Genomic DNA, 24,338 nt, shown 5'->3' on the forward strand with positions numbered 1-24,338 from the left:
GCCGGCCGGTCGCCGCCACCGCCTGATGATAAGAGGTGTGCACCCGCCCGGTCTGGGGCTTGATCATCAACGGCAGCTTGTCGGTATAGGTGGACTTGAGCTTGGCGAGGCCACGGTGCTCTATCAACAGGCGCGGCAATTCATAGGTCTCCGCCAGCTCGGCCAGCACCTCTTCTGCGGTGGAGGGGGCGCCCTTGGGGGTCTTCTTGAGGATCGGCAACCCCAGCTTGACGAACAGGATCTCGCCGAGCTGCTTGGGTGAGGAGAGGTTGAACTCCTGTCCGGCCAGTTCGTGTGCCTGCCGCTCCAGCTCCGCCAGACGCACTTCTATCTCCTGGCTCTGCTGGTGCAGCAGCTTGGGATCTATGGTGGTACCCAGCAGCTCCATCCGTGCCAGCACGGGCAGCAGGGGCAGTTCGATCTCGGTGAATACCTTGGCCAATTCAGGCAGCTTGCTCAGTTCGCCCCAGAGGGTCTGATGCAGGCGCAGGGTGATGTCGGCATCTTCAGCCGCATAGGGCGCCGCCTGCTCCAGCTCGATCTGATTGAAGGTGAGCTGCTTGACCCCCTTGCCGGCGATCTCCTCGAAGGAAATGGTCTCGACCCCGAGGTACTTCTTGGCCAGAGAGTCCATGTCGTGACGGCTGGCGGTGGAGTTGAGCACATAGGACTCGAGCATGGTGTCGTAGGCAATGCCCTGCAGATCGATGCCGTGGTTCTGCAGCACGTTGCGATCGTACTTGAGGTTCTGCCCCACCTTGAGGCGAGCCGGATCTTCCAGCAACGGCTTGAGCTTACCCAGCACCAGCTCTTCACTCAGTTGGGTCGGCGCCCCCAGATAGTCGTGCCCGAAGGGGACGTAAGCCGCCTTGCCCGGTTCGACGGCGAAGGAGACCCCCACCACCCGCGCCTCCATGTAGTCGAGACTGGTGGTCTCGGTATCGAAGGCAAATAGAGGAACTGTCTTAAGTCGTGCAAGCCATTGATCAAAAACTCCTTTCTTCATCACACAGATGTAAGGTGATTTGACCACTGGCAATCTTGTCTTCTTGGCATGTGGTCGACGCACCTCAAACCCCAAACGGTGCAATTCCGTTTTCGGCTGGCGTAGTACCGTCTTAGACCTGCGTAGTTTTGTGTTTGGCCGATGAGACACCTTCTTTGGTTGGAGCAAGACCTTCTCTTGAAGCTGCTCGGAGCCAATCACAGGCTCAACCCGTTCCTGAACCTCAGATTCCAACTCTTTTATCAGGTTGCGCAGTTCGTACTCGCGATAGACTTCCAGCAAGGACTCCTTGTCGATCGGGCCCAGTTGCAACTGCTCCAGCTCCTGCTCCAGCTCGACGTCGGTCTTGATGGTCGCCAGTTGGTAGGAGAGACGAACCTGCTCTTCCTGCTCGCGGAACTTGTCGGCAAACGCCTTGGAGCCACGGAAGCCGAGGGCGGCCACCTTGTCCAGGTTGGCGGCGATCTGGTCTATGCTGCCGATCCCCTGCAACAGCGCCTGCGCCGTCTTCTCGCCCACCCCTGTCATGCCAGGAATGTTGTCCACCTTGTCCCCCATCAGGGCCAGGTAGTCGATGATGAGCTCGGGCGGCACGCCAAACTTCTCGATCACCCCCTCCCGGTCTGTGGTCACGTCCTTCATGGTGTCGATCAGGGTGACGTGATCGGAGACCAACTGCGCCATGTCCTTGTCACCGGTGCTGATGAGCACCGGCAGCTGTTTCTCGGTCGCCTGGCGAGCCAGGGTGCCGATCACATCGTCGGCCTCGACCCCTTCGACCATCAAGAACGGGAAGCCCATCGCCTTGATCATCTGGTGGATGGGGGCGACCTGGCTGCGCAGATCGTCCGGCATGCTGGCACGGGTCGCCTTGTACTCCGGGTAGATGTCGTCGCGGAAGGTCTTGCCCTTGGCGTCGAATACCACGGCCACGTGGCAGTCGGGGTATTGTTTGCGCAGGCTGCGCATCATGTTGGCCATCACCCGGACGGCGCCACTCGGCAAACCGGTCGATGTGCGCAGATCGGCCTGCTGGGAGGCGAAGAAGGCGCGGTAAAGATATGAAGAGCCGTCGACCAAGATAAGGGGATTGCTAGGGGCCATGAAATCGTCCTGCCAGGAATAAACAGCCGTTAGGATGCCACAGGGCCCGCATCACACCAAGGGGCGGGGATCCAGCCTCAGGCGGTCAGATGGAGGGTCGGCGCTGTGGATAACTCTGTGCTCAAAAATGGGACCTCGTTAGACCCATTGTGACAAAGCTGTGTGTAAATTATAAAAACAACATATAAAACATAATGTTGAGATCGCCAAAACCGATCATCTCAAAATTGAAATGATCTCGATCAATGTGGAAAAAGATTTAAGGGAGTCAATACGGCAGGATCCGAAACGAAACAATCCTAGCACAGCAAGATGACTTGACCAGCGGAGGGCCAGCGATAACCATACAAAAATACAACAATCTACCCTGGCTCACATTTTCAACAACGAGGAGTCTGCCATGAAAAAAGTGGCCGTGATTTTGAGTGGCTGCGGCGTCTTTGACGGCACCGAGATCCACGAGGCCGTCATCAGCCTGCTGGCGCTGGCCCGCCAAGGTGCCGTGACCCAGTGTTTCGCGCCGAACGTGCCGCAGTTGCATGTCATCAACCATCTGACCGGTGAGGTCAGCGCCCAGGAGAGCCGCAACGTGCTGGTCGAGGCGGCCCGGATAGTGCGTGGCCAGATCCGGGACGTGGCCGAGCTGGATGCGGCCGACTATGACGCCCTGCTGCTGCCCGGTGGCTTCGGCGCTGCCAAAAACCTGTGCGACTTCGCGATCAAAGGCGCCCACTGCCAGATCCAGCCGGATGTACTCAGGGCGTGCCAGAGCTTTGCCGCCGCCCGCAAACCGGCGGCCTATATCTGCATCGCGCCGGCCATGATCCCGCTCATCTACGGAGCCGGCACCCTGACCACCATAGGCACCGACGAGGCGACCGCCAATGCCATCGAGGCCATGGGTGGCAGCCACCTCAACTGCCCGGTCAACGAGTTCGTGGTGGATCAGGAGCGCAAGGTCATCTCGACCCCGGCCTATATGCTGGCGCAGAACATCGTCGAGGCGGCCGATGGCATCGAGAAGACGGTCAAGCAGTTGCTAGCGCTCTGATGCCTCCCTTGCCATAAACAAACGGGCCGCTCATGGAGCGGCCCGTTTTCAATCTTGTCTGTCAGCGCAGGGATTAGATGGCTTCGCCCATCTGCTCCATCTTGCCAAGCAGGGCGCGCAGACGCTCTTGCCAGGCAACGTGCTCGTTGCGCAGCTGATGGTTCTCGTCTTGCAGCTTGCTGTTTTGCTCTTTCAGCTCGTCCAGCTCCATCTTCAGCAGGGAGATGTTGTCGACGGCGGATTGGACTTTGGATTCGAGTTGCTCAAGGACTTCTAGTGACATAGTTGCATACCTGTTTGTTCAATTGCGATGCCCTACAGCGGGCGATCAAGCGCGTGGAGCCAGCATACCCTGAGGGCATTGGCACAAACAAGCCGGTGCGTTGCAAAATGCGCCTTCCCTGCCGGTATTGTCTAAATATGCGTCGGTTTTTCTCGCAGGCCGCGGCGTCGCAGACGCAAGGCCGGCTCCAGGGCACGGCGGCGGTCCTCATGGCGCCGCCGGCCAGGGGGGTCGCTTGCTGCCGGCGTCATCCGTGCAGGGCGATAAATGCCCCCAGCAACAGGCAGGCGACCCCGTACATCAGCAAGCCGTAGAGCAGGTTCCAGCGCAACAGCAGCCCGGCGCTCAGGTTATAGCGCGACGCCAGCGCCAGATTGGAGCCGGACAGCGGACTGGTGCCGGTGGCCAGCCCCCACCCCAGCAGGAAACACATGCCGAGCAGGCTGGGATCCGGGGCCAGTGGCCACAGCAGGGGGGCCAGCCCGGAGATGCTGATGAGCGGGTGCACCCCTATGATGGCCACCAGGAAGATCAGCAGCAGGGTCAGGCAGGCCTCCAGCCAGCCGAAGTGATTGAACAGCGGCAGGCCGTGGCCACCGCCGACATCGATCACCGACAGCGCGCTGTTGATGCCCGCCGCCAGCAAGCCGGCCCCCAGGAACAACACCAACTGACCGCCGATGGCGGGGAAGCGCTCCACCACCTGCCGCTTGAGGGCCGCCCCCCGCCCGGCATGGGGCATGAACAGCAGCGCCAGCAGCGGTGCCACCAGCGCGATCACCGCCAGGATGCTGAGCTGAGGCCAGAGCTGGTTGATCAGCAAGACCAGCAGCGCCAGCGTCACCGGCAACCCCAGGGTCTGCAGCCGCAGCGGGTAGCCAGCGAAATCCGCCACGCCGAGCCGCTCCACCTGCCAGGCCGTCAGCCCCATCGCCAGCAAGGCGGCGATGATGCCAAACGGCAGTATGCTGGCGAGTTGCAGGCCGGGGGCATAAGTGAGCGCCACCGCCATGGCGACGAAGAAGGGGGACCAGAAGGCGGCCGCGCAGAAGATCCGGCTCAGCACCATCACCTGGCGCCGCTCCAGGGTGCCATTGCGCTCCAGCCGGTCGCCGATGATGAACAGCACCGAGAGGTTGATGACGGCGCCGAGCAGATTGAGGCTGGCCATAGTGCTCCACAGCCCCTTGCGACCCGACCAGGAGCTGGTGCCAGTCAGCAGGCCGGAGGTAGCGAGGTTGAGGGTGCTGACGGCGGCAAACATGGTGAGCATGTTGATGTTGGGCAACAGCCAGTCGCCGGCGCTGAGACTGGCTCCGCGCCACCAGGAGAAGACCAGCAGCAAGAGCGCGGCACCATAGAGGGCCAGGGCCTGACGCCGTGCGGCACCCACCAGCCAGGGCCAGGTGAGCAGGGAGGCGGCCCAGGCGGCGATGGCCGCCGGCCAGGGAGAGAAGCCCAGATAGAGATGCAGCAGGTTGAGCAGCCACATCCCCAAGATCAGATAGCCTGACCAGCGCTTGACCATGGTACCGCCTCGGTCAGGGGATCAGAGACACTGATCCATATCCAGCGAGGGCTTGTCGCACTCGGGGCGACCCACGATCTTGGCGGGCACACCGGCGACCGTGGTATGGGGCGGCACCGGGTTGATCACCACGCTGCCGGCACCTATCTTGGCGCCGACGCCCACCTCTATGTTGCCGAGCACCTTGGCACCCGCCCCTATCATCACCCCTTCCCGGATCTTGGGGTGGCGATCGCCACTCTCCTTGCCGGTCCCGCCCAGGGTCACGCTCTGCAGGATGGAGACATCGTCCTCGATCACCGCCGTCTCCCCGACCACTATGCCGGTGGCGTGGTCGAACATGATGCCCTTGCCGATCCGCGCCGCCGGGTGCACATCGACCCCGAACACCACTGAGATCTGGTTTTGCAGATAGAGCGCCAGCGAACGACGACCCTGGCGCCACAGCCAGTTGGCCACCCGGTAGCCCTGCAGGGCATGAAAGCCCTTGAGGTAGAGCAGCGGCGTCGAGAAGAGATCGACCGCGGGATCCCTGTCCTGCACCGCGCAGATGTCGGCGGCCACCATGGCCAGCAACTCGGGCTCGCTGCGCAGGGCCAGCTCGATCACCTCACGCAGGGCGATGGCCGGCATGGTGGTGCTGTCGAGCTTGTTGGCCAGCTGAAAGCTGAGTGCCGAGCGCAGATCCTGATGATTGAGAATGGTGGAGTGAAAGAAGCTGGCCAGCATGGGCTCCTGGGCCGCCATGCTCTGTGCTTCCAGCTGAATTTTTTGCCACGTTTGGGCAACCAGATCATCCATGTTGCAGCCTACTGTTGTTCAGGGTGAGGGCCTTGTTGTTCTTTTGTCAGCACCGAGATGGGGTCCATGTGGATAATCACATCCATCCGCTCAAATGACTGGCGCACGGCCAGCTCAGCCTCGTCGGCTATCTGATGGGCCTTGACCAGGGGCAGCTGATCATCCAGTTCCAGATGCAGCTGCACGAACCGGGTCGGCCCGGATTGGCGGGTACGCAGATCATGGACACCATGTACCCCCTCCACGGCACAGCAGAGCGCCATTATTCTCGCTTGTTCTTCCTCTGGCAACTGACGATCGAGCAGCGCCTGTACCGATTCGTAGCCGATCTGGACGGCTCCCCACACCAGGAACAGACCGATCAGGATGGCAAACAGGCCGTCGGCCCAGAACCACCCCTGCCCCGCCAGCACCAGCGCCAGCAGCACGCCGGCGTTGAGCAGCAGATCGGAACGGTAGTGCAGCATGTCGGCCTTGATGGCCACGCTGTTGGTACGCTGCACCACCCAGCGCTGGAAGCCGACCAGCAGCAGGGTCAGCAGGATAGAGCCAGCGCTGACCCAGAGCCCGGCCTCCAGCCGCTGCACCGGCACCTGATTGAGCAGGGAGGAGATGCCGTGCATCACCAGCAGCAGGGCCGAGCCCGAGATGAAGGCCGACTGGATGAGGCCCGCCAGCGACTCCGCCTTGCCGTGGCCGAAGCGGTGCTCGTTATCCGCCGGGGCCAGGGCATAGCGGATGGCGAACAGGTTGATGAGGGAGGCGCTGACGTCCATCAGGGAGTCGGTCAGGGAGGCGAGCAGACTGGACGAGTCCGTCATCAGCCAGGCGATCAGTTTGCCGGTGATCAGCAGGCTGGCGACGGCGACCGCCGCCATGCTGGCCAGGGTGACCCAGCGAGAATATTGTTGTTGGCTCAAAACCGGCTTTCCTCTGGCGCGTAAAAATTTATTATACCCTGACCCAGGCGTCAGTCTGACGCGCAAAATCAGCGGAATGATTCCAGATGAATAAAATACTCCTGGTCGACGACGATCTCGAGCTGACCCAGTTGCTCACCGAAATCCTGACCCTGGAAGGCTTTCAGGTCACGGTCGCCGAAGATGGCGAGGAGGGCCTGCTGCGGCTGGCCGAGCAGGAGTTCGATCTGGTGCTGCTGGATGTGATGATGCCCAGACTCAACGGCTTCGCCATGCTGACCCGGCTGCGCAAGCGCCATGACACCCCGGTGCTGATGCTGACCGCCCGCGGCGACAGCCAGGACAGGGTCAACGGGCTGGAGGCCGGCGCCGATGACTACCTGGCCAAGCCGTTCGACGATCGCGAGCTGCTGGCCCGGGTGCGCGCCATCCTGCGCCGCACCCAGGCCCTCTCCCCCCAGCGCGGCGCATCGGACGAGCTGCGCTTCATGGATCTGGTGCTGCAGCCCGGCCTGCAACAGGCCCGCTGCGACGATCAGTTGCTGGAGCTCACCGCCACCGAGTTCGGCCTGCTGGAGTGCCTGCTGCGCAGCCCGGGCCAGATCGTCAGCAAGAATCTGCTGTCTGAACAGGTGCTTGGCAAGAAGCTTGAGCCCTTCGATCGCGCCATCGACATGCACCTGAGCAATCTGCGCAAGAAGCTGCCGGAGCGCAGCGATGGCCAGCCCCGCTTCAAGACGGTGCGCGGCCGCGGCTACCTCTGGCTGGAACAGGCCTGAGCCGATGAACAGCAACCGCTCCTTCGGCGGCCTCTCCACCCAGATCTTCCTCTGGTTCTGGTTCATGTTGCTGGTCGTGCTGGCAGCCGTGGTCATACTGCCGACCCTGGATCCGCGCAACATCATCCCCCTGCCAGAGCATGAAGTGTCCAGGATGAACAACAATCTCAGGGCGTTGCAGGCGGGCATGGATCCGGACCAGGAGTTCGATCTGTCCAAGGCCATCGAGTCCGCCGGACTGCTGCCGGTGGACAACGTCTACCTGCGCGATGCCAAGGGGCAGATGCAGTCCACCGCCCACCTCAGCAAGTTCGTCATCCGCTTCATGCTCGATGCCGACAACCCGGCCAAGCCCATGCTGGGGAGCGAGCACAAGCGGGCCATCGCCGGCCCCTTCCAGATGAAGCATCACGGCCAGACCTATCATGTCTACTTCGGGCTCAACGTCGAGAACTCCTACCTGTTCCTGTTCATCCAGATCCTGGATCACCCTATCCAGATCCTGGGCATCGCCATGCTGGTCAGCACCCCGCTCTGCCTGTTGCTGGCCTGGCGGCTGACCCGCCCCATACTGCAGTTGCAGCAGTCGGTCTCCCGGCTGGCGGAGGGCAACCTGGAGGCGCAGATCCCCAACCTGGGGCGGCGGGACGAGATAGGCCAGTTGGCGGATCACGTCAGCCACATGGTGGATACTCTCAAGAGCATGATCCAGAAGCAGAAACAGCTGCTCTCCGACATCTCCCACGAGCTGCGCAGCCCGCTGACCCGCATCCAGCTGGCGCAGGCGCTGATCCGTCGCAAGCAGGGGGACAGCAATGAGCTGGCACGGATCGAGACCGAGATAGCCCGGCTCGACAAGCTGATCGGGGATCTGCTGGATCTGTCGCGAGTACAACAGCATGTGGAGGCCCCGGTGCTGCTGCCCCTTGCCGATCTGCTGGAGCCCATCCTGGACGATGCCATGTTCGAGGCCAACCAGAACGGCAAGCAACTCAGGCTGCCGCCACTGCCGGCCGAATCCCTCAAGATGTGGCCGGATCTGCTGGCTCGCGCCCTGGAAAACCCGCTGCGCAACGCGCTCAAATATGCCCGCGAGTTCATCAAGGTGGACTGGTATCCGGAGGGGCGGGAGTGGGTGATGACCATCCGGGATGACGGCCCAGGCGTGCCGGTGGCACAACAGGCGCAGCTGTTCCTGCCCTTCTTCCGGGTCGACGATGCGCGCAACGCCAAGACCGGCGGCACCGGCCTCGGGCTGGCCATCGCCGCCGAGGCGATCCAGCGCCATGGCGGCACCATCCGGGCCAGCAGTAATCAGCCGAACGGGCTCGTCATCACCATCCGCCTGCCCATGGCGTGAGACAGCCCTTTTCATCCCAACGGGCGCTGGTTATGCTGGCGCCCTTTTCGCCCCAATCTCGGCCCCCATCAGGATCCCGTCATGCTCGACATCGTGCTCTATCAACCGGAAATCCCGCCCAACACCGGCAACATCATCCGTCTCTGTGCCAATACCGGCTACCGGTTGCACCTGATCGAGCCGCTGGGATTTGAATGGGATGACAAGAGGGTCAAGCGGGCCGGCCTCGACTACCACGAGTTTGCCGAGGTGAAGCGCTGGTCGGACTATGAGAGCTTCCTGGCGGCCGTGGCGCCGACCCGGGTGTTTGCCTGTACTACCAAGGGGCGCACCGCGCACTCGGCGGCGCAGTTTGCGCTGGGGGATGCCCTGCTGTTCGGGCCTGAGAGCCGGGGTCTACCTGCGGATCTCATCGAGAGCCTGCCGTTCGAGCAGCGCCTGCGCATCCCCATGCTGCCGCAAAGCCGCAGCATGAACCTGGCCAATGCGGTCTCCGTCTTCGTCTATGAGAGCTGGCGTCAGTTCGGCTACGAGGGCTCGCTCTGAGTCGATGCCTGCGCCGGGCCGCAGCCGCTCAGACGCTTAATCGACGCCACCTGACAAAGCATCAGCCGCGGCTCGCGGGCTCGGCGGCATGCCCCTGACCCAGCAGGCGCCCATCGGACTCCATCCGCCAGCATAACCAGCCAAGGGTCAACCCCCTCCCCGCCATCAAGGCCGCCATGGCGGCCCACAAGGCCGCCACACCCCAGGCCTGGCACAGCCACCAGACCGGAAAGAAGCCGCAGAACGCCGCTATCAGCATGCTGTTGCGCATCTCGCGGGCGCGGGTCGCGCCGATGAAGACCCCGTCCAGCAGGAAACACCAGACTGCCAGCATCGGCATGACGATCAGCCAGGGCAACTGGCGGTTCGCCTCGGCGACCACCGCCGGGATGTCGGTGATCTGGGCGATGAGCCGCTCTCCCCCCAAGGCGAATGACAGGCTAAAGCCGAGGGCGATCAGCAACGCCCAGCCCAGGTTGAGGACAATGGCCTCCCGCAGCCCCTGCCGATCCCGCCGCCCTATGGCCCGGCCCACCATGGCCTCCACCGCGTAGGCAAAGCCATCCAGCCCGTAGGAGATGAGCATCAGGAAGTTGAGCAGCACCGCGTTGGCGGCCACCGCCACATCCCCCAGCCGCGCCCCCTGCAGGGTCATAAAGGCAAAACAGAGCTGCAGGCAGAGAGAGCGGATGAAGATATCCCGATTCAGGCCGAGCAGGCGCCGCAGCGCCGGCCACTGTCGCCAGCGCTGCCAGGCCCCCTGCCACACGTCGGCGGACAGATGGCGCAGTTGGCGGCTCACCAGCCAGAGTCCCACCCCCAGCGCGCCGTAGTCGGCCAGCAACGAGGCGGCGGCGACCCCCTTGACCTGCCAGCCCAGCCCCAGCACGAACCAGGCGTCCAGTACCATGTTGATGAGGTTGCTCAGGATCAGCAGCAGCATGGGGCTGCGGGCATCCTGCATGCCCAGCAGCCAGCCCATGATGACCAGGTTGCACAGCGCGGCCGGGGCACTCCAGATCCGCACCGACACGTATTCCCCGGCATAACCCTGCACCTCGGGCGAGCCGCCACTGAGCGCGATGAGCGCCGGCAGGAAGGGCAGCAACAGGAGCAGCAGTGCGGTGCCCAGACCAATGGCCAGACCCAGCGCCCGCGCCAGGGTGTCCAGCTGTCCCTCGGCGCTGGCGGCGCCATGAGCCTGGGCGGTCAGCCCGGTGGTGGACATGCGCAGGAAACCGAGCAGCCAGAAGAGGAGGTTGATGAGGGTGGCGCCGACCGAGACGCCGCCGAGGAACCAGGCCTGGCCGAGATGACCGATCACCCAGGTGTCCACCAGCCCGAGCAGCGGGGTGGTGATATTGGAAAACACCATGGGCAGGGCCAGGGCAAACACGGCCCTGTGACGCCTGGGATCCCGCAGCCAGGGCGGGATCAGCATGGGCAGGGCCACTGTTGGGGCATCATTCGTCGGCCAACCGCACTATCCGGCCAAAATCGGAGACCAGGGTCGTCATCGCCACATGGGGCACCTGCCCATCCACCATCTGGGGACGGAACACCGCCACCAGCTTGCCCTGCGGATCGATCAGCACTATGGAAGCCGAGTGGTCGATCAGGTAATCCTTGTCCCCGCTCTCCGCCATTGAGTAGACGAGGCCGAGGTTGCGCACGAAGGGGAACAGATGGTTGTGGGGACCGGTGGCGGCCTTGAACTCCGGCTGGAAGAAGGCGGTATATCGCTTGAGGCGGGCGCTGTCATCCCGCTGCGGATCCGCCGAGACGAAGACCACCTGGCTGCTGGGGGCGATTTTTTTCAGCTCAGGATAGACGGAGCGCAGATCCGCCAGCGTGGTCGGGCAGATGTCCGGGCAATAGGTATAACCGATGAACAGGAAGGTCCAGTGGCCACTCAGGCTGTCCGGGGTGAAGGCCTGCCCCTCGGCGTCGGTGAGCGTGAAAGGATTGATGTCCCGGCCCTGTGCGTAGTAGTCCGCCTGCTCGGGCAGGGCGGGCTGGCTCCAATGGTAGGCAGCCATCATGCCGCCGACCAGCAGCAGAAACAGCAGGGGGTAACGAGGTTTAACCATATAAAACAAAGCCTTGCTAGTCTAATCAGCCGAAGAAAGGGCTAAACGAATGGCTATTGTAACCCGCTCGGCACCCTTTTTGGCTACCCAAGGTCCGGATAGCGGTCTGGCGGAGGCTCGACAATTGGGGGAAACAGGCTGGGCCGACAAGCAAACAGAAGCCCCATATTGGATGGGGCTCGCAATAGATCCGGGTAACTCAGGGGCGCCGTCTGTGCTGCGCCTGCGTACGCTTGGCAACGGTGTGCAGCGGCACGACCGGGGCCGTCCAGGGGGCATCCGGCAGCCCCATGTCATGGTGGCGGCGAAACAGCCGCACCAGACGGACTATCTTGTCCTTGGGGCAGCCCAGCCAGATGGTCCAGCCATCGCCCTTGTGATAAACCCAGAGCGCATAAAACCACGTCATCCGGCTGCCCTTGATGAAGCGGGTAATGGAAGATGCGGGCGCTGCGGCCAGACCCGGATCCCATGGCGAGCTTGAAGCCATACCTGTCCTCCTTGCTCAACAGGTCACGCCGACCAGCCCCCTGGACACCCCAAGACACTGTCGCGTGCTGACTGTACGAGTCGCTTCGGGCCTTTGGCTCGCTCGATGTGCGAGCGCCCGAAGACTCTCCCTTCTATCCCGCGCCGCCTCGGCGCAGCGCCAGTGATGCATGCTCGCGGCCTTATGCTGGCCACTCAGGCAACCATCCGGGCCAGCGCTGGCGCACCGGGCCTTATCAAAGGATATATCCGAAATGCCCGCCGTGCGGCGGTGAGATGGAGACAAAAATGGCGGTCATCAGGGAGGACGCAAGCTAACGGGGGAAAAGGGGCAAAACGAGACGGCCTCCCGCAGGAGGCCGTGCCGTTACATCCAGTCGGCGTTGCGGATCACGCCGACGGCCAGACCTTCGATGGTGAGGTGCTGGCTGGAGAGATCCACCTCGATGGGAGAGAGCTCTTCGTTCTCCGGCAGCAGCCACACCTGGCTGCCCTTGCGCTGGAAGCGCTTGACGGTGACATCCTCATCGAGGCGAGCCACCACCACCTGGCCATTGCGCACTTCCTGGGTCTTGTGCACCGCCAGCAGGTCGCCATCCATGATGCCGATGTTCTTCATGCTCATCCCCTGCACCCGCAGCAGGAAGTCTGCCCGCGGATGGAACAGAGCAGGATCCACCTGATAGTGGCTCTCTATGTGCTCCTGGGCCAGGATCGGCTCACCGGCCGCAACCTTGCCGATCAGCGGCAAGCCGCTCTCTTCCGGCGCGACTTCCTCTTCCTCGAGCAGCAGCCTGATACCGCGGGAGGTACCGGGCATGATCTCGATGACCCCTTTCTTGGCCAGGGCCTTCAGATGTTCCTCGGCCGCATTGGCCGACTTGAAACCAAGCTTCTGGGCGATCTCGGCACGAGTCGGCGGCATGCCGGTCTCGCTCATGTTTACCTTGATCAGCGCCAGCACTTCGGCCTGGCGGGGGGTAAGAGGTTTCATAGGATTGGCACCTGTTTTTTTATACAGCACACTGGCAGTATATACAGTGCTGGGGCCAAGGCAAGGCGTTGCTGACATTTGTCGCATCCTTGTCGCACTTCTTGCCAGGAAATAGACCATTCTTGATCCTGCACAGCCACTCATCGTACCTCTCGGCGACAAGCCAACGGTGATTTGTTATGCTCACGCCGCATTTTTTGGAGAGCAGCACCCATGTCCATAGGACAGAACATTTCCAGAGCCATACTGCAATGGCCTATCAGCGGCTTGGTCAATCACAAGAGCCTGCCGGAAAACCCCATTACAGAACTGAACCTGGACCCGGCCAGACCCATTGTCTATGCCCTGAAAACCAGCTCGATCACCGACCTGATGACGCTGCAGCAATGCTGCGAGGATCTCGGTCTGCCCGGTCCCTTCACCCCGCTGGAGCTCGGTGACCAGCTGCTGCCGCGCTACGTCTGCCTGGATCGTCCGCCTCCCCTGTTCGGAAAACGCAACAAGCCACTCCCCTTCTTGCAAGAGTTTCACCAGCTGCTGGATCTGCACAAGCAGGATCCGGCGCTGGATATCCAGGTCGTGCCCGTCACCCTGTTCTGGGGCCGCGCCCCGGGCCGCGAGGGTGAAGAGGCCTCCGGCTGGAACATCATCAGCAGCCTGGCCCCGAACAGGCTCAAGAAGGCGATGATCGTGATCCTCAAGGGTCGCGAAAACCTGGTACGCTTCTCGCCGCCACTTTCCCTGCGCCATATGGCGGACAAGCACGGCACCGACGAGGCCATAGCCCACAAGCTGGCGCGGGTGGCCCGCACCCACTTCAGCCGCCAGCAGCTGGCGGCGACCGGCCCCAAGCTGCCGAACCGCAACCTGCTGTTCAAGCAGTTGCTGGATTCCAGCGTGATCCAGCAGGCGATCGAGGAAGAGGCCCAGCGCGAGGGCATCAGCCTGGAGAAGGCCCAGAAGCGCGCCCACGGCTACATGGACGAGATCGCCGCCAACTTCTCTTTCCGGCTGATCCGGCTCGGCGAGACTTTCCTCGGTTGGCTGTGGAACAAGCTCTACCGCGGCCTGTCGGTCAACGGCGCCGAGCGGGTGCGCCAGCTGGCGCAGGAAGGCCACGAGATCGTCTACGTGCCCTGCCATCGCAGCCACATGGATTACCTGCTGCTCTCCTACGTCATCTATCACCAGGGCATGGTGCCGCCCCACATCGCGGCCGGCATCAATCTCAACTTCTGGCCGGCGGGCCCCATCTTCCGCCACGGCGGCGCCTTCTTCATTCGCCGTACCTTCAAGGGCAACCCGCTCTACAGCACCGTATTCCGCGAATACCTGAATCTGCTGTTCGCCAAGGGCTACTCGGTGGAGTTCTTCACCGAGGGCGGGCGTTCGCGCACCGGGCGCCTGCTGCCGCCCAAGACCGGGATGCTGGCCATGACACTGCAGGCCATGATGCGCGGGCTGGACAGGCCGGTGACCCTGGTCCCCGTCTATCTCGGCTATGAGCACGTGATGGAGGTGAACACCTACCACAACGAGCTCAAGGGCAGCCGCAAGGAGAAGGAGAGCTTCCTGCAGGTGCTCGGCATACTGCGCAAGCTGCGCAACTACGGCCGGGGCTTCGTCAACTTCGGTGAGCCGCTGACCCTCAACAACTACCTCGGCGAGCACGTGCCGCACTGGAAGGAGAGCATCGGCAAGGAAGAGCGCCCCGAGTGGATGGCGCCCACCGTCAACCGGCTGGCCGAGCTGCTGATGACCCGCATCAACGATGCCGCCGCCGTCAACGGCCTGACCCTGAGCGCCCTGGCACTGTTGGCCGCCGAGCGCCACGCCCTGACCCGTGACGAGCTGCAGGCGCAGCTCAACACCTATCTGGACCTGCTCAAGCAGGTGCCCTACAGCCCCCAGAGCACCCTGCCGGATGAGGATGCCAGGACCCTGCTGGATCAGGCGATGGAGCTCAACAAGTTCGAGGTGAGCGAGGACAAGCTGGGCCAGATCATCAGCCTGGACCGCTATCAGGCGATCCTGCTGACCTACTATCGCAACAACATACTGCACCTGTTCGCCATGCCGTCCCTGGTGGCCACCCTGATCGAGCGCTGCGAGGGGATCTCCCGCAGCGAGATCGTCGCCCGCTGCGTCGACATCTACCCGTTGCTCAAGACCGAGCTGTTCCTGCGCTATGAAGAGGAAGAGCTGCCGGAGCTGATCGATGCCCTGCTGGGCGAGCTGCAACGCCAGCAGCTGATCGAGGCGCGCGACGGCGGCTACTGGGTCAACCCGGGCAACCAGATGCGCCTGCTGCTGCTGGCCGAGAGCATCCAGGAGACGCTGCAACGCTACGCCATAGTGCTGACCCGGGTGCTGGCCCAACCCTATATCGAGGCAGAGCAGCTGGAAGCGGACGGCCTGATGATGGCGGAACGCCTCGGCACCCTGCACGGCATCAACGCCCCCGAGTTCTTCGACCAGAAGCTGTTCAGCACCCTGATCCACAGCCTGCGCAGCGAAGGCTATCTGGACACGGGCTGCAAACCGGATCTGGGCCGCTTCCAGGCGCTGGCCGACAACATAGTGCCGCTGCTCAGCACCAGGATCCGGCGGACGATAGAGGCCGGCAACCGGCCCTGAGGCCGCCGCCCGGCATCAAACAAAAAGGCCGCATGATGCGGCCTTTTTCATGGGAGCCTGCGGCTCAGAGGTAGTGGATCACCACCCCGATCAGCACCAGGGCCCCCACGTAGTTGTTGTTGAGAAACGCCTGGAAGCAGGCCTCCCGCTGCCGCTCACGGATGAGCCGCTGCTGATAGACGAACAGCACCGCCGCCCCCAGCAGCCCCCAGTAGTAGCTGGCCCCCAGCGCCATCAGCTCCCCCACCAGCAGCAGGATCAGCAGGGTCGCCAGCTGCAGCATGCCGATGATCCGCTTGTCGTGGCGGCCGAACAGGATGGCGCTCGACTTCAGGCCCAGCTTGAGGTCGTCATCCCGGTCCACCATGGCGTACTGGGTGTCATAGGCGATGGTCCACAGCAGGTTGGCGAGAAACAGCAGCCAGGCCACGGCGGGCAGGGCGTTGGCCTGCGCCGCATAGGCCATGGGAATGGACCAGGAGAAGGCCATCCCCAGCACCAGCTGCGGTATCGGGATGAAACGCTTCATGAAGGGGTAGCAGACCGCCAGCAGCAGGCCGGCGAACGACAGCCCTATGGTGAGCGGGTTCAGGGTCAGCACCAGGCCGAACGAGATGAGGGCCAGCACGGCGAACAGTGCCAGCACCTCCCGCGGCCCGACCCTGCCCATGGGCAGCGGCCGGCCGGCGGTGCGCTTCACATGGCCGTCGAAGTTGCGATCCGCATAGTCGTTGATGACGCAGCCGGCCGAGCGCATCAGGAAGACCCCCACCACAAACACCACCAGGATCCAGGGGTCCGGCGGGCCACCGGCCGCCAGCCAGAGTGCCCACAGGGTCGGCCACAGCAGCAGCAGGGTGCCGATGGGCTTGTCGATGCGGGCCAACTGCACATAGGCCAGTCCCCGCTCCTTGGTTAACAGCTTCACTCCAGCTCCTTATTCGATGGCAGCGCATCAGACGATAGCGAGGGCAAGAAGAGTTCGTGGACCAGCAAGGGCCACTGCCCCAGATAGAGACGGGAACGGCGTCCCCAGACGGTGGCGGCCTGGCACCAGGGGTTGGCCGCTATTTCGAAACAGGCCAGCTGCAGGTGATCGCGCCGCGCCGGCGCATCGCCGAAGATGCGCTCCCCCAGCGGTTGCTCGCCCAGATCATGCAAACCGCTCCCTTGCAGCGCCGCCTCGGCAAACAGGGTCCAGCCCAGGATCGCCGGCCCGCCATCCCCATGCAGGATCACCTCGCGGCACAGCCCCATGGGATGCGGGGCGGCCACCAGATCCTGCTCATCGGCGCCGAGCGACACGCTGCGATTGCCCAGCAGTTGCACCGAGAGATGGCGATTGTAACGACGCAGCCGTCGGGTCATGGAATCGGCTTCCAGCAACCAGGGGCGCAGCGCCTCGGGGAGATCGCACTGCTCGGGCGTCCGCCACGGGGCAAGCTGGATCAGGGGAACAGTCAACTCGGACTTCACAACTTCACCATCCGGAGATTTCCGTTGTCAGGTTAAAATCCGGTTTATTATCCGTAAATCAATCGAGAATTGTAAGAACATCCGTGCTTGACGGCCCCGATGGCAGCATCAAAAATGGGGCATCTGTCGCTGCTGAGCCATCTTGATGAAGATCTCCAGAATTCTGCTGGTGTTATTGCTGGGCTGTACCGCATTGAATGCACAAGCCTCCTCCGAGGAGAGCGCCGCCGATCCGGCCTCCTCCGCCGTCAAGCCGGGCTTTGCCTACCATGCGCTGGATCCGGACATCATCACCAACTACCTGGGGGAAGGCAAAACCCTGGGCTACGTGCGGGTGACGGTGGAGCTGATGGCCGAGAACGGGACAGACCTCAAGCTGCTGGAGCAGCACGATCCCCTGATCCGCGACGCCATCATCCGCCTGATTGGCAGCAAGACCGGCGATCAGATCAAGTCGCTGGTGAGCCGGGAAGAGCTGCGCAAGGAGTGTGAGAACCGGGTCAATGAGCTGCTGGTGAAAGAGACCGGCAAGAAGGCGGTACGCGAACTCATCTTCACCAAGTATCTGTACCAATGAGGCCGTGACCGGGGTGCCGGCCATGAGTCCTGCTCACCCCCATTCGTTGTCGAGGATATGACTCTCCATGGGCCACAAGACGCTGTGTGAATGGCGCCGTCACGAGATCCCATTTGACCTCAAGGCGCTGCGCAAGATAGTACGCAAACCCAAGTTCGTGTGCGGCAAGTGCGCCCGCAGCGCCAACGACAAACAGTATCTGTGTCAGCCGCTGCGCCTGAAGGAGAAGGGGGAGTAAGTACCCCATCGTTCCCCCGGCACTACCACAGTGCCAGTCTCTGCGGCGTCTGAAAAAGGGGGACCAGGTCAGCCCCTATTGATCGGTCCAGCCCTGGCGACCCTGCTCGAACAGGCGACGGGCCTGCTCATCGTTGGGGCAGACGCCACGGTACTCCTCCCCGGCTCGACCGGCCAGATAGAGGTGCTCGGGGCGGCAATACCAGGCCAGTCCCTTCTGCCGGCCCTGCTGCCACACGGCAACGTCCACCTTGGTCCCGCACTGGGCCTGATGGAACTCAACCCTGTCGGCGGCAAAGCCCAGCTTGCCATCGGCCTCCCCCACATCGCTCCACACCTTCTCGCAGGGATCATCCGAATTGGAGACGCAGCCCCCGAGCAGGCCGGCACACATCATGATGACGAGTAATCGCATATTCATCCTTGAGCATCGATTGAACAGTTCACGAGCGGCCCGAACCGGCCACCACCATGACGCAGGACCACCTTAGCACTCCTGAGCGCCATTTGAGCAGTTCATTCTATCCAGCCCGCCCATCCCGGCCAAGCCCTAGCCCACGCCCCCGCTTTCTCAACGGGCGCACAAAAAAATAGGGCGGGCCCCTGGGCCCGCCCCTACTCTGCACCGCGATTCACTGGTCGTCGAGAGGCTCATAATCCTGCCAGCTCTCGTCATCCAGTTCCTCCAGCTCGTCCTCCCAGGATTCCGGCTCCCAATCATCCTCGAGCTCGTAATCCGGCTTCTGTTCACCCATGCTCATTCTCCTTGGATAGTGCACCGGCCTTCAAAGTCTATCCAGAAAAATGGTGCTCGCCAGTCAGCTCGCGGTCAAAGTTTGACCAGGGTGCGGCCCGCGACTTGGCCAAGGGTGATGGCCTCGGCGGCGGCCACGACCTGCTCCAGTCCTATCTCGGTCACCGCCTGGGCGAAGAAGCTGGCGGGCAGATCTCGAGCCAGTCGCTCCCAGGCCTGCTGGCGGCGGGCCAGCGGGCACAGCACCGAATCCACTCCCTGCAGGCGCACGTTGCGCAGGATGAAGGGCATCACGCTGGTCGGCAGATCGAAGCCCCCCGCCAGCCCGCAGGCCGCCACGGCGCCGCCATAGTTCATCTGGGCCAGCAACTTGGCCAGCACCTGGCTGCCGACGGTGTCGATGGCACCGGCCCACAGCTGCTTCTCCAGCGGCTTGGCGGGCACCAGCAGCTCGCTGCGCGGCACTATGCGGCTGGCACCGAGCGCGCACAGCATCTCGCCCTGCTCCTGCACCCGGCCGGTCAGGGCCGCGACGCTATAACCCAGGGCTGCCAGCAGGGCGACAGCGGTGGAGCCCACCCCACCGGCGGCCCCGGTCACCAGGATCTCGCCGCTCTCGGGGGTGATGCCCGCCTCTTCCAGCGCCAGCACGCAGAGCATGGCGGTGAGACCGGCGGTGCCGATGCACATGGCCTGGCGCTCATCCAGTCCGGCCGGCAGCGGTACCAGCCAGTCGGCCTTGACCCGCGCCTGCTCGGCCATGCCGCCCCAGTGGCCCTCACCCACGCCCCAACCGGTCAGCACTACTTTGTCACCGGGCCGATAGCGGCCATCCGCCGACTCGAGCACAGTGCCGGCGAAGTCGATGCCGGGCACCAGCGGCCACTGGCGCACTATCTTGCCCTTGCCGGTGATGGCCAGCCCATCCTTATAGTTGATGGAGCTGTAACTCACCGCCACCCGCACCTCGCCTTCCGGCAGCTGGCTCTCGGTCAGCTGGGTGAGGGTCGGGACCGTCTTGCCATCTTGGTTTTCCAGTAACAGAGCCTTGAACATGCTTTCCTCTCGGGGTTGTGGCGCCGGCATCAGGTGCTCTGGCGCTTGTGCAATTCAAACTCGATGGTCTGGGTACCGTCTTGCAGTACCTCGCCAGCCAGTTTACGCAGGATCATCTCCGCGGCCATGCCGCCCATCTTGCAATAGGGGATCTGTACCGACGTCAGGGCAGGATAACAGGCCTTCGCCACATCCGAATCATCGAAACCGGCGATGGCCAGCTGATCGCCTTCCTGCCGGTGCTGGGGGATCTCGGCTTTGCCAATACCACCTTCAGCGATGCCGACTTCGGCGTGGTAGGCATACTACTGGGCCTTATCGTGCGTTGATGCCATTCACACTCCTCTCTGTTTGCCTCATCTGGACGCGACTCACGCTGGATGGGAACCTAACGTGTCGGAAATATGCGCAATCAGGTTGCGCCAGATCGGATTTTCACCCAGCAGCGGCAGCATCTGACCGCCTAGTAAGATATGCTGTTGCGCTGACGTTCAACCCCGACCTCGCCTGAGGCCTTGCATGAAATACCTCGTAGTCCAAACCAAACAGATAGGAGACGTGCTGATCTCCACGGCGCTGTGCAACAACCTCAAGCAGAACGATCCCAATGGGGAGGTTCACTATCTGGTCATGGACTATTGCGCGGGCATGGCAGAGGGCAACCCCAACATAGACAGGCTGATCGTCATCGAGAAGGCCAGGCGCAACGAGTGGCGCTACATGAAGGCACTGCTGCTGGGGATCCGGCGCGAACGCTACGACGTGGTGATCAACAGCCAGGGCCAGATGATAGGCCTGCTCACCTGCCTCATCTCGGGGGCAAAACTGCGGATTGGCTTTGACTCCTTCCCCTGGCGACTCGGCCACAACCGCATAGTGCGCTTTCGGCATGACACCGAACATCGGGGTAACAGTACCCTGGTGGACGACAGATTTTCCCTGCTCAAGCCCCTCGGCCTCGCGCAGGAGGATCGCAACTACTATCTCTGGTTGAGCGAAGAGGAGAAACGGCAGGGGTGCGAGACCCTGCTGGCGGCCGGGGTCGATCTATCGCGGCCGCTGATCGCCATGGGGGTCAACTCGCTGGGGCATTACAAACGCTGGCCCATCGACTGCTTCGCCGAGGTCGCACGCTGGCTGATAGAGCAGCACCACTCCCAGATCCTGATCTACTGCGGGCCGGGGGAGGAAGAGTACAACCGCAGCCTGAAGCCCTTGCTGCCCGCCGCGCTGCAGTCCAGCGTATTTGACCGCATACAGACCCGCTCGGTGCGGGAGCTCGCGGGCATCTTCGCCCATTGCCAGCTGTTCGTCGGCAACGACACAGGCCCGCGTCACATTGCGCAGGCGCTGGACATACCGCTGCTGACCATAGTCGCACCACAGGGGCACCTGAATATTGCAAACCCACATGATCATCCTCGATTCCAAGCCATAGAATGCGGTTTCAATAACAAAGAGGCGGATATTTCCGCAGTAAATATTAGGCTGGCTAAGTTCCCCTCAGATTTTTGGGTATGAATGTACATGAAAAAAATATTATTTATTGTTGATGACTTTTATGGTGGGGGAGCAGAAAAAGTTCTGCTAAATACGGCATCTCTACTTCAAAAAAATAAAGCTAATGTTATTGTTTATACCTTGCGCAACAGGATAGAACATAGTATTCCAGACAATATAAAGCCACTCAATCTAGCTATCGTTAATCGCTTCACGAAAGCTATATCCAATGTCTTTGTAGAAAAAATACAGGCATCACTTATCTACCAAAAAATTCTGAAAGAGGCTCCAGATGTCATTATATCTTGCTCATGTGATAAAATAACAAGACATCTCCCTGATAATCTAAATGTATATTACTGGATTCACGGCAATATAACTGGTTTCGCAAGCGATAACGCAAAAAGCTATGCCAAGTTCAAACGCTTTTATAATGGTAAAAAACTGATATGCGTTTCTCATGGCATTGCCGATGACATCATGAACAATGTCCAGGCCAAACCACTGTCATGCCAAGTTATTTATAATCCATTTGATATTGCCAAGATACAAAGCATGGCTGATGAGTCAATAATAAAACCTTTCGAGAAGTATTTTATTCATATCGGTTCATTTGAAGAACGTAAACGCCATGATCGTTTACTTCAGGCGTACAAACTGAGTGGTATCGACACACCATTGATATTGATGGGAAAAGGGGCGTTACGACAAAAAATTGAAATGATGATTGATGATATGGGACTTGGAAATAAAGTTACTATTATTGATTTCCAAAAAAATCCATACCCATACATCAAAGCAGCTCAAGCATTAATCCTAACTTCTGATGCCGAAGGTTTACCCACTGTACTTATTGAGGCATTAATATGCCATACCCCAGTGATCAGTGTCGACTGTCCTTCTGGGCCGGCAGAAATCCTCACCGGAGAATTAAAGAAATTTTTGTGTCCATTAAATGACATACAAACAATTGCGGCATCGTTAACCACTCAAAATGAAAGCCCCACTAATATAGATAAAAGTTACTACCAGGCATTCTCAAGCGAAGAGACCATTAATAAATTCATGCAGTTGTGAAAAATATAAGGTGAACACTACGCTGCTCACCTTGTTGAAATATAATGAAAAAACCTATCTTAATTTCCCTTTAAGGAAAAACAAGATATTAAATATATTGTTTTTCCTATCATTAATAAATCTATACGCCTCTTTTCGCAATCGCGCATCGAGCCGACGCCTTCCTTTATGCTCTCTTTCTGCATAACCTATTTCCGATGGCAAATCAGTTTGTAATACAAGAGGCGGTTCAATACCATAATCGCACACATGATGGCGGTATTCACTATCCATGTAATCATCCACCGGCCACCACCATGCCTCTGAATGACGTAAAAACTTTTCTGCCGCCACAGGAGAAAGGGTATAACCATGGCAGCAGCTTGGCCCACGTAGATATTTCACCAATGAATAAGAGTTCTTTTTATCTCCATCATCGATGCTATAATAGGCGCCCAATATGGGCATCCTCTTTAATGGCCCTCGCCCCAGCCTTATGTATTCATATTGGGTAGTCAAAGAATCAGCCATTTTAAAAAATGTCAAAAAATCATCTGAAAGATCAATGTCATCCTCCAATATCAATATATTTTCCTGCAAGGATACACATTTTTCCCAAAGTGCACGATGACTAGCGAAACATCCCATCTCACCGGAGGTTAACCCATGACCTTTCTCTTTTAACCTGCGATCATTGTCATAGCCGGTGATTTCAGTCACTCGGCCATCTATCGCGGAAAAAAACTCAAACTCCAGCCACATGCCAGACAATAACGTACAGATCCTCTCTCTTCTATCCGTCGAGCGTGCCATATTGACGACATATATCTTCATGATTGAGTCTTACCTTCTAGAGAAGCGGACAGGGATAACACCAGCGAAAAGATAAAGAAGGTAATGCCCGAGTTATGTGCGAAATAGGCCTGACTGAGGTTGTAATCTATCGTGGTCAAGCAGGTCGCCATGACAATAGTTAGCCCACCAAAGACTGACGATGTGATGGATGCTCCTACCATCCTTGATTTCGCAATTACCATGGGAATAAACAATATCCCCAACAGGCTGGACAAGCCGATCAAACCACGCTTCGCCATGTCCTCTAGATACTGGTTATGGGCATGATAATTAAAATTATAAATGAACTCGGTTATCTTTCCCGCATCCAATTGCTGCTTTTGCGATATCCGTAAACCATCATGACCCCAGCCCAAGATTGGCTTCTCAATAAAGGAGTCCCAAGCGCTTCGCCACAACTGGAATCTGATACCCAAGGAGGTGTTACGCTCCGATCCATCTATGTATCTTACGATATCTGAATGTGCTTCATAAACCCTTTTAATTACCCCAGATTGTGGCGTAAAGACAATGGAGGATACGGTAACCAGAATAAGCAGGAGCCATTTTCTATCCCTTTTGGAGATAGCACCTCGGTAGAAAAATAGAATGGAAAAAACAACCACGGGGAGTAGGACCCAGCCACCACGAGTGCCTGATAAAAAACTTCCTGTGAGACCAGCCAAGGTACTTAACAAGTAAAAATAAGACCTTCTCCTTTTCTCCTTTGCTCTACACCATAAAAAACCACATAGGCAGAATACCCCAAGGGACATGCTGATATTCCCAGTTTGAATCGGCATAGAATAAAAATCGAATGCTCGCTCATAACCTAAATAGAATTTATCATAAATGGCAATACAAGCAGAAATGATTGCACCAACACCAAAGCCGAACAGTAAAACATCAAGTTTCACCTTATGCCGAGCTAACAAAGGCAGTGTTAGCATAGCCATTAATGCTCGACTTGGTCGATCCAGCTGACTTAATTCTCGGCTATCCAGCATGGTCGAGACCAGAAAAACTAAGAAATAAAGGAAGAGCAAGGCAGCGACAACTTTATGCTCCTTGGTGAGGCAATCTAGATACTCCTTACGCCAAAAGACAAACAAGCTAATCACAGCGAGTAATGCTGGTCCGTACGAATAACCACTAGGTATAGCAATAGCCAGCGCACCAAACGAAAATGCCGATAACTGAACCAGCCAAGGAAGCAACTCTGCTCGCTTCGTAGGAATAATTGAAATTGTAGGGTACATC

General features: G+C 60.0%; 26 protein-coding genes (1 of these 26 only partly in view). 9 read left to right on the forward strand and 17 right to left on the reverse strand.

All coding sequences use genetic code 11. The features are described from left to right. Window positions 1–2,110, reverse strand: the 5' portion of a protein-coding gene (gene polA / locus EL255_RS19735; protein ID WP_042655048.1) for a DNA polymerase I. Its footprint begins 785 nt before the window's first position; only the first 2,110 of its 2,895 coding nucleotides appear in the window; its start codon is at window positions 2,108–2,110; its stop codon lies beyond the left edge, outside the window. A gap of 400 nt (window positions 2,111–2,510) precedes the next feature. Here polA and elbB point away from each other — a divergent pair, with 400 nt between their 5' ends. After that, on the forward strand, window positions 2,511–3,161 hold the full coding sequence (gene elbB, locus EL255_RS19745) for an isoprenoid biosynthesis glyoxalase ElbB (RefSeq protein WP_042655047.1): 651 nt from the start codon (window positions 2,511–2,513) through the stop codon (window positions 3,159–3,161). A 73-nt stretch (window positions 3,162–3,234) separates the two neighbouring features. Here elbB and EL255_RS19750 read toward each other — a convergent pair whose 3' ends face one another. From EL255_RS19750 to fieF, 4 genes are all read right to left on the reverse strand, one after another. Then, the gene (locus EL255_RS19750) at window positions 3,235–3,444 is read right to left on the reverse strand and encodes a cell division protein ZapB (RefSeq protein ID WP_042655046.1); all 210 of its coding nucleotides are present in this window, start codon (window positions 3,442–3,444) and stop codon (window positions 3,235–3,237) included. A 247-nt stretch (window positions 3,445–3,691) separates the two neighbouring features. Further along, window positions 3,692–4,972 (reverse strand): hypothetical protein, encoded by a 1,281-nt coding sequence (locus EL255_RS19755; protein WP_042655045.1) that lies wholly within the window; start codon window positions 4,970–4,972, stop codon window positions 3,692–3,694. Window positions 4,973–4,993: 21 nt separating this feature from the next. Then, a complete protein-coding gene (gene cysE, locus EL255_RS19760; RefSeq protein ID WP_042655044.1) occupies window positions 4,994–5,773 on the reverse strand; it encodes a serine O-acetyltransferase in 780 nt (259 codons plus the stop codon). Window positions 5,774–5,781: 8 nt separating this feature from the next. Beyond that, the gene (gene fieF, locus EL255_RS19765; protein WP_042655043.1) at window positions 5,782–6,693 is read right to left on the reverse strand and encodes a cation efflux pump FieF; all 912 of its coding nucleotides are present in this window, start codon (window positions 6,691–6,693) and stop codon (window positions 5,782–5,784) included. An 86-nt stretch (window positions 6,694–6,779) separates the two neighbouring features. Here fieF and EL255_RS19770 point away from each other — a divergent pair, with 86 nt between their 5' ends. The 3 genes from EL255_RS19770 (at window position 6,780) to trmL (ending at window position 9,378) form a co-directional block, all read left to right on the forward strand. After that, a complete protein-coding gene (locus tag EL255_RS19770; protein ID WP_042655042.1) occupies window positions 6,780–7,472 on the forward strand; it encodes a response regulator in 693 nt (230 codons plus the stop codon). A 4-nt stretch (window positions 7,473–7,476) separates the two neighbouring features. Beyond that, window positions 7,477–8,832: an ATP-binding protein gene (locus tag EL255_RS19775; protein ID WP_042655041.1), complete on the forward strand. Its 1,356-nt coding sequence runs from the start codon at window positions 7,477–7,479 to the stop codon at window positions 8,830–8,832. Window positions 8,833–8,913: 81 nt separating this feature from the next. Then, window positions 8,914–9,378: a tRNA (uridine(34)/cytosine(34)/5-carboxymethylaminomethyluridine(34)-2'-O)-methyltransferase TrmL gene (gene trmL, locus EL255_RS19780; protein ID WP_042655040.1), complete on the forward strand. Its 465-nt coding sequence runs from the start codon at window positions 8,914–8,916 to the stop codon at window positions 9,376–9,378. 61 nt (window positions 9,379–9,439) lie between these two features. On the opposite strand, the gene dinF is transcribed toward trmL, so the two are convergent. The 4 genes from dinF to lexA form a co-directional block, all read right to left on the reverse strand. After that, the gene (dinF, locus tag EL255_RS19785) at window positions 9,440–10,819 is read right to left on the reverse strand and encodes an MATE family efflux transporter DinF (protein WP_042655052.1); all 1,380 of its coding nucleotides are present in this window, start codon (window positions 10,817–10,819) and stop codon (window positions 9,440–9,442) included. Window positions 10,820–10,841: 22 nt separating this feature from the next. Further along, window positions 10,842–11,468, reverse strand: coding sequence for an SCO family protein (locus EL255_RS19790; protein WP_042655039.1), 627 nt, complete (start codon window positions 11,466–11,468; stop codon window positions 10,842–10,844). Window positions 11,469–11,667: 199 nt separating this feature from the next. Further along, window positions 11,668–11,958, reverse strand: coding sequence for a hypothetical protein (locus EL255_RS19795; protein ID WP_042655038.1), 291 nt, complete (start codon window positions 11,956–11,958; stop codon window positions 11,668–11,670). A 366-nt stretch (window positions 11,959–12,324) separates the two neighbouring features. Beyond that, complete coding sequence (gene lexA / locus EL255_RS19800; RefSeq protein ID WP_042655037.1) at window positions 12,325–12,951, reverse strand: transcriptional repressor LexA; 627 nt, start codon at window positions 12,949–12,951, stop codon at window positions 12,325–12,327. A gap of 213 nt (window positions 12,952–13,164) precedes the next feature. Here lexA and plsB point away from each other — a divergent pair, with 213 nt between their 5' ends. After that, window positions 13,165–15,588, forward strand: a complete 2,424-nt coding sequence (gene plsB, locus EL255_RS19805; protein WP_042655036.1) for a glycerol-3-phosphate 1-O-acyltransferase PlsB — start codon at window positions 13,165–13,167, stop codon at window positions 15,586–15,588. A gap of 64 nt (window positions 15,589–15,652) precedes the next feature. Here the strand turns inward: plsB and ubiA are convergent, their stop codons facing one another. Both ubiA and EL255_RS19815 read right to left on the reverse strand, forming a co-directional pair. Next, window positions 15,653–16,516, reverse strand: a complete 864-nt coding sequence (gene ubiA / locus EL255_RS19810; protein WP_042655035.1) for a 4-hydroxybenzoate octaprenyltransferase — start codon at window positions 16,514–16,516, stop codon at window positions 15,653–15,655. Next, window positions 16,513–17,064 carry a chorismate--pyruvate lyase family protein gene (locus EL255_RS19815; RefSeq protein WP_042655034.1) on the reverse strand — a complete coding sequence of 184 codons (552 nt, stop codon included), beginning with the start codon at window positions 17,062–17,064 and terminating at the stop codon, window positions 16,513–16,515. The genes ubiA and EL255_RS19815 overlap by 4 nt, the downstream gene beginning before the upstream one ends. Before the next feature lie 145 nt (window positions 17,065–17,209). Here EL255_RS19815 and EL255_RS19820 point away from each other — a divergent pair, with 145 nt between their 5' ends. Both EL255_RS19820 and EL255_RS19825 read left to right on the forward strand, forming a co-directional pair. Next, window positions 17,210–17,641, forward strand: coding sequence for a flagellar basal body-associated protein FliL (locus EL255_RS19820; RefSeq protein WP_042655033.1), 432 nt, complete (start codon window positions 17,210–17,212; stop codon window positions 17,639–17,641). A gap of 67 nt (window positions 17,642–17,708) precedes the next feature. Beyond that, on the forward strand, window positions 17,709–17,879 hold the full coding sequence (locus EL255_RS19825) for a hypothetical protein (protein ID WP_126623423.1): 171 nt from the start codon (window positions 17,709–17,711) through the stop codon (window positions 17,877–17,879). A gap of 75 nt (window positions 17,880–17,954) precedes the next feature. Here EL255_RS19825 and EL255_RS19830 read toward each other — a convergent pair whose 3' ends face one another. The 4 genes from EL255_RS19830 to EL255_RS21655 form a co-directional block, all read right to left on the reverse strand. Then, the gene (locus tag EL255_RS19830; protein ID WP_042655032.1) at window positions 17,955–18,293 is read right to left on the reverse strand and encodes a DUF2799 domain-containing protein; all 339 of its coding nucleotides are present in this window, start codon (window positions 18,291–18,293) and stop codon (window positions 17,955–17,957) included. Between the two features lie 217 nt (window positions 18,294–18,510). Then, window positions 18,511–18,633 carry a hypothetical protein gene (locus tag EL255_RS21710; protein ID WP_126623425.1) on the reverse strand — a complete coding sequence of 41 codons (123 nt, stop codon included), beginning with the start codon at window positions 18,631–18,633 and terminating at the stop codon, window positions 18,511–18,513. Window positions 18,634–18,707: 74 nt separating this feature from the next. Next, window positions 18,708–19,688: an acrylyl-CoA reductase (NADPH) gene (gene acuI, locus EL255_RS19840; RefSeq protein ID WP_042655031.1), complete on the reverse strand. Its 981-nt coding sequence runs from the start codon at window positions 19,686–19,688 to the stop codon at window positions 18,708–18,710. Window positions 19,689–19,717: 29 nt separating this feature from the next. Then, complete coding sequence (locus tag EL255_RS21655; RefSeq protein WP_232018883.1) at window positions 19,718–19,879, reverse strand: substrate-binding domain-containing protein; 162 nt, start codon at window positions 19,877–19,879, stop codon at window positions 19,718–19,720. A gap of 328 nt (window positions 19,880–20,207) precedes the next feature. On the opposite strand from EL255_RS21655, the gene EL255_RS19850 reads away from it, so the two are divergent. Then, window positions 20,208–21,209: a glycosyltransferase family 9 protein gene (locus EL255_RS19850; RefSeq protein ID WP_042655029.1), complete on the forward strand. Its 1,002-nt coding sequence runs from the start codon at window positions 20,208–20,210 to the stop codon at window positions 21,207–21,209. Window positions 21,210–21,215: 6 nt separating this feature from the next. Continuing rightward, a complete protein-coding gene (locus tag EL255_RS19855; protein WP_232018884.1) occupies window positions 21,216–22,265 on the forward strand; it encodes a glycosyltransferase in 1,050 nt (349 codons plus the stop codon). 54 nt (window positions 22,266–22,319) lie between these two features. Here EL255_RS19855 and EL255_RS19860 read toward each other — a convergent pair whose 3' ends face one another. Continuing rightward, window positions 22,320–23,078, reverse strand: coding sequence for a glycosyltransferase family 25 protein (locus EL255_RS19860; RefSeq protein WP_084228432.1), 759 nt, complete (start codon window positions 23,076–23,078; stop codon window positions 22,320–22,322). Continuing rightward, entirely contained in the window at window positions 23,075–24,337 is a 1,263-nt protein-coding gene (locus EL255_RS19865) for an O-antigen ligase family protein (RefSeq protein ID WP_042655028.1), read from the reverse strand. The genes EL255_RS19860 and EL255_RS19865 overlap by 4 nt, the downstream gene beginning before the upstream one ends. Window position 24,338 lies beyond the last annotated feature (1 nt).

Source organism: Aeromonas encheleia (genome assembly GCF_900637545.1).
GTDB lineage: Bacteria > Pseudomonadota > Gammaproteobacteria > Enterobacterales > Aeromonadaceae > Aeromonas > Aeromonas encheleia.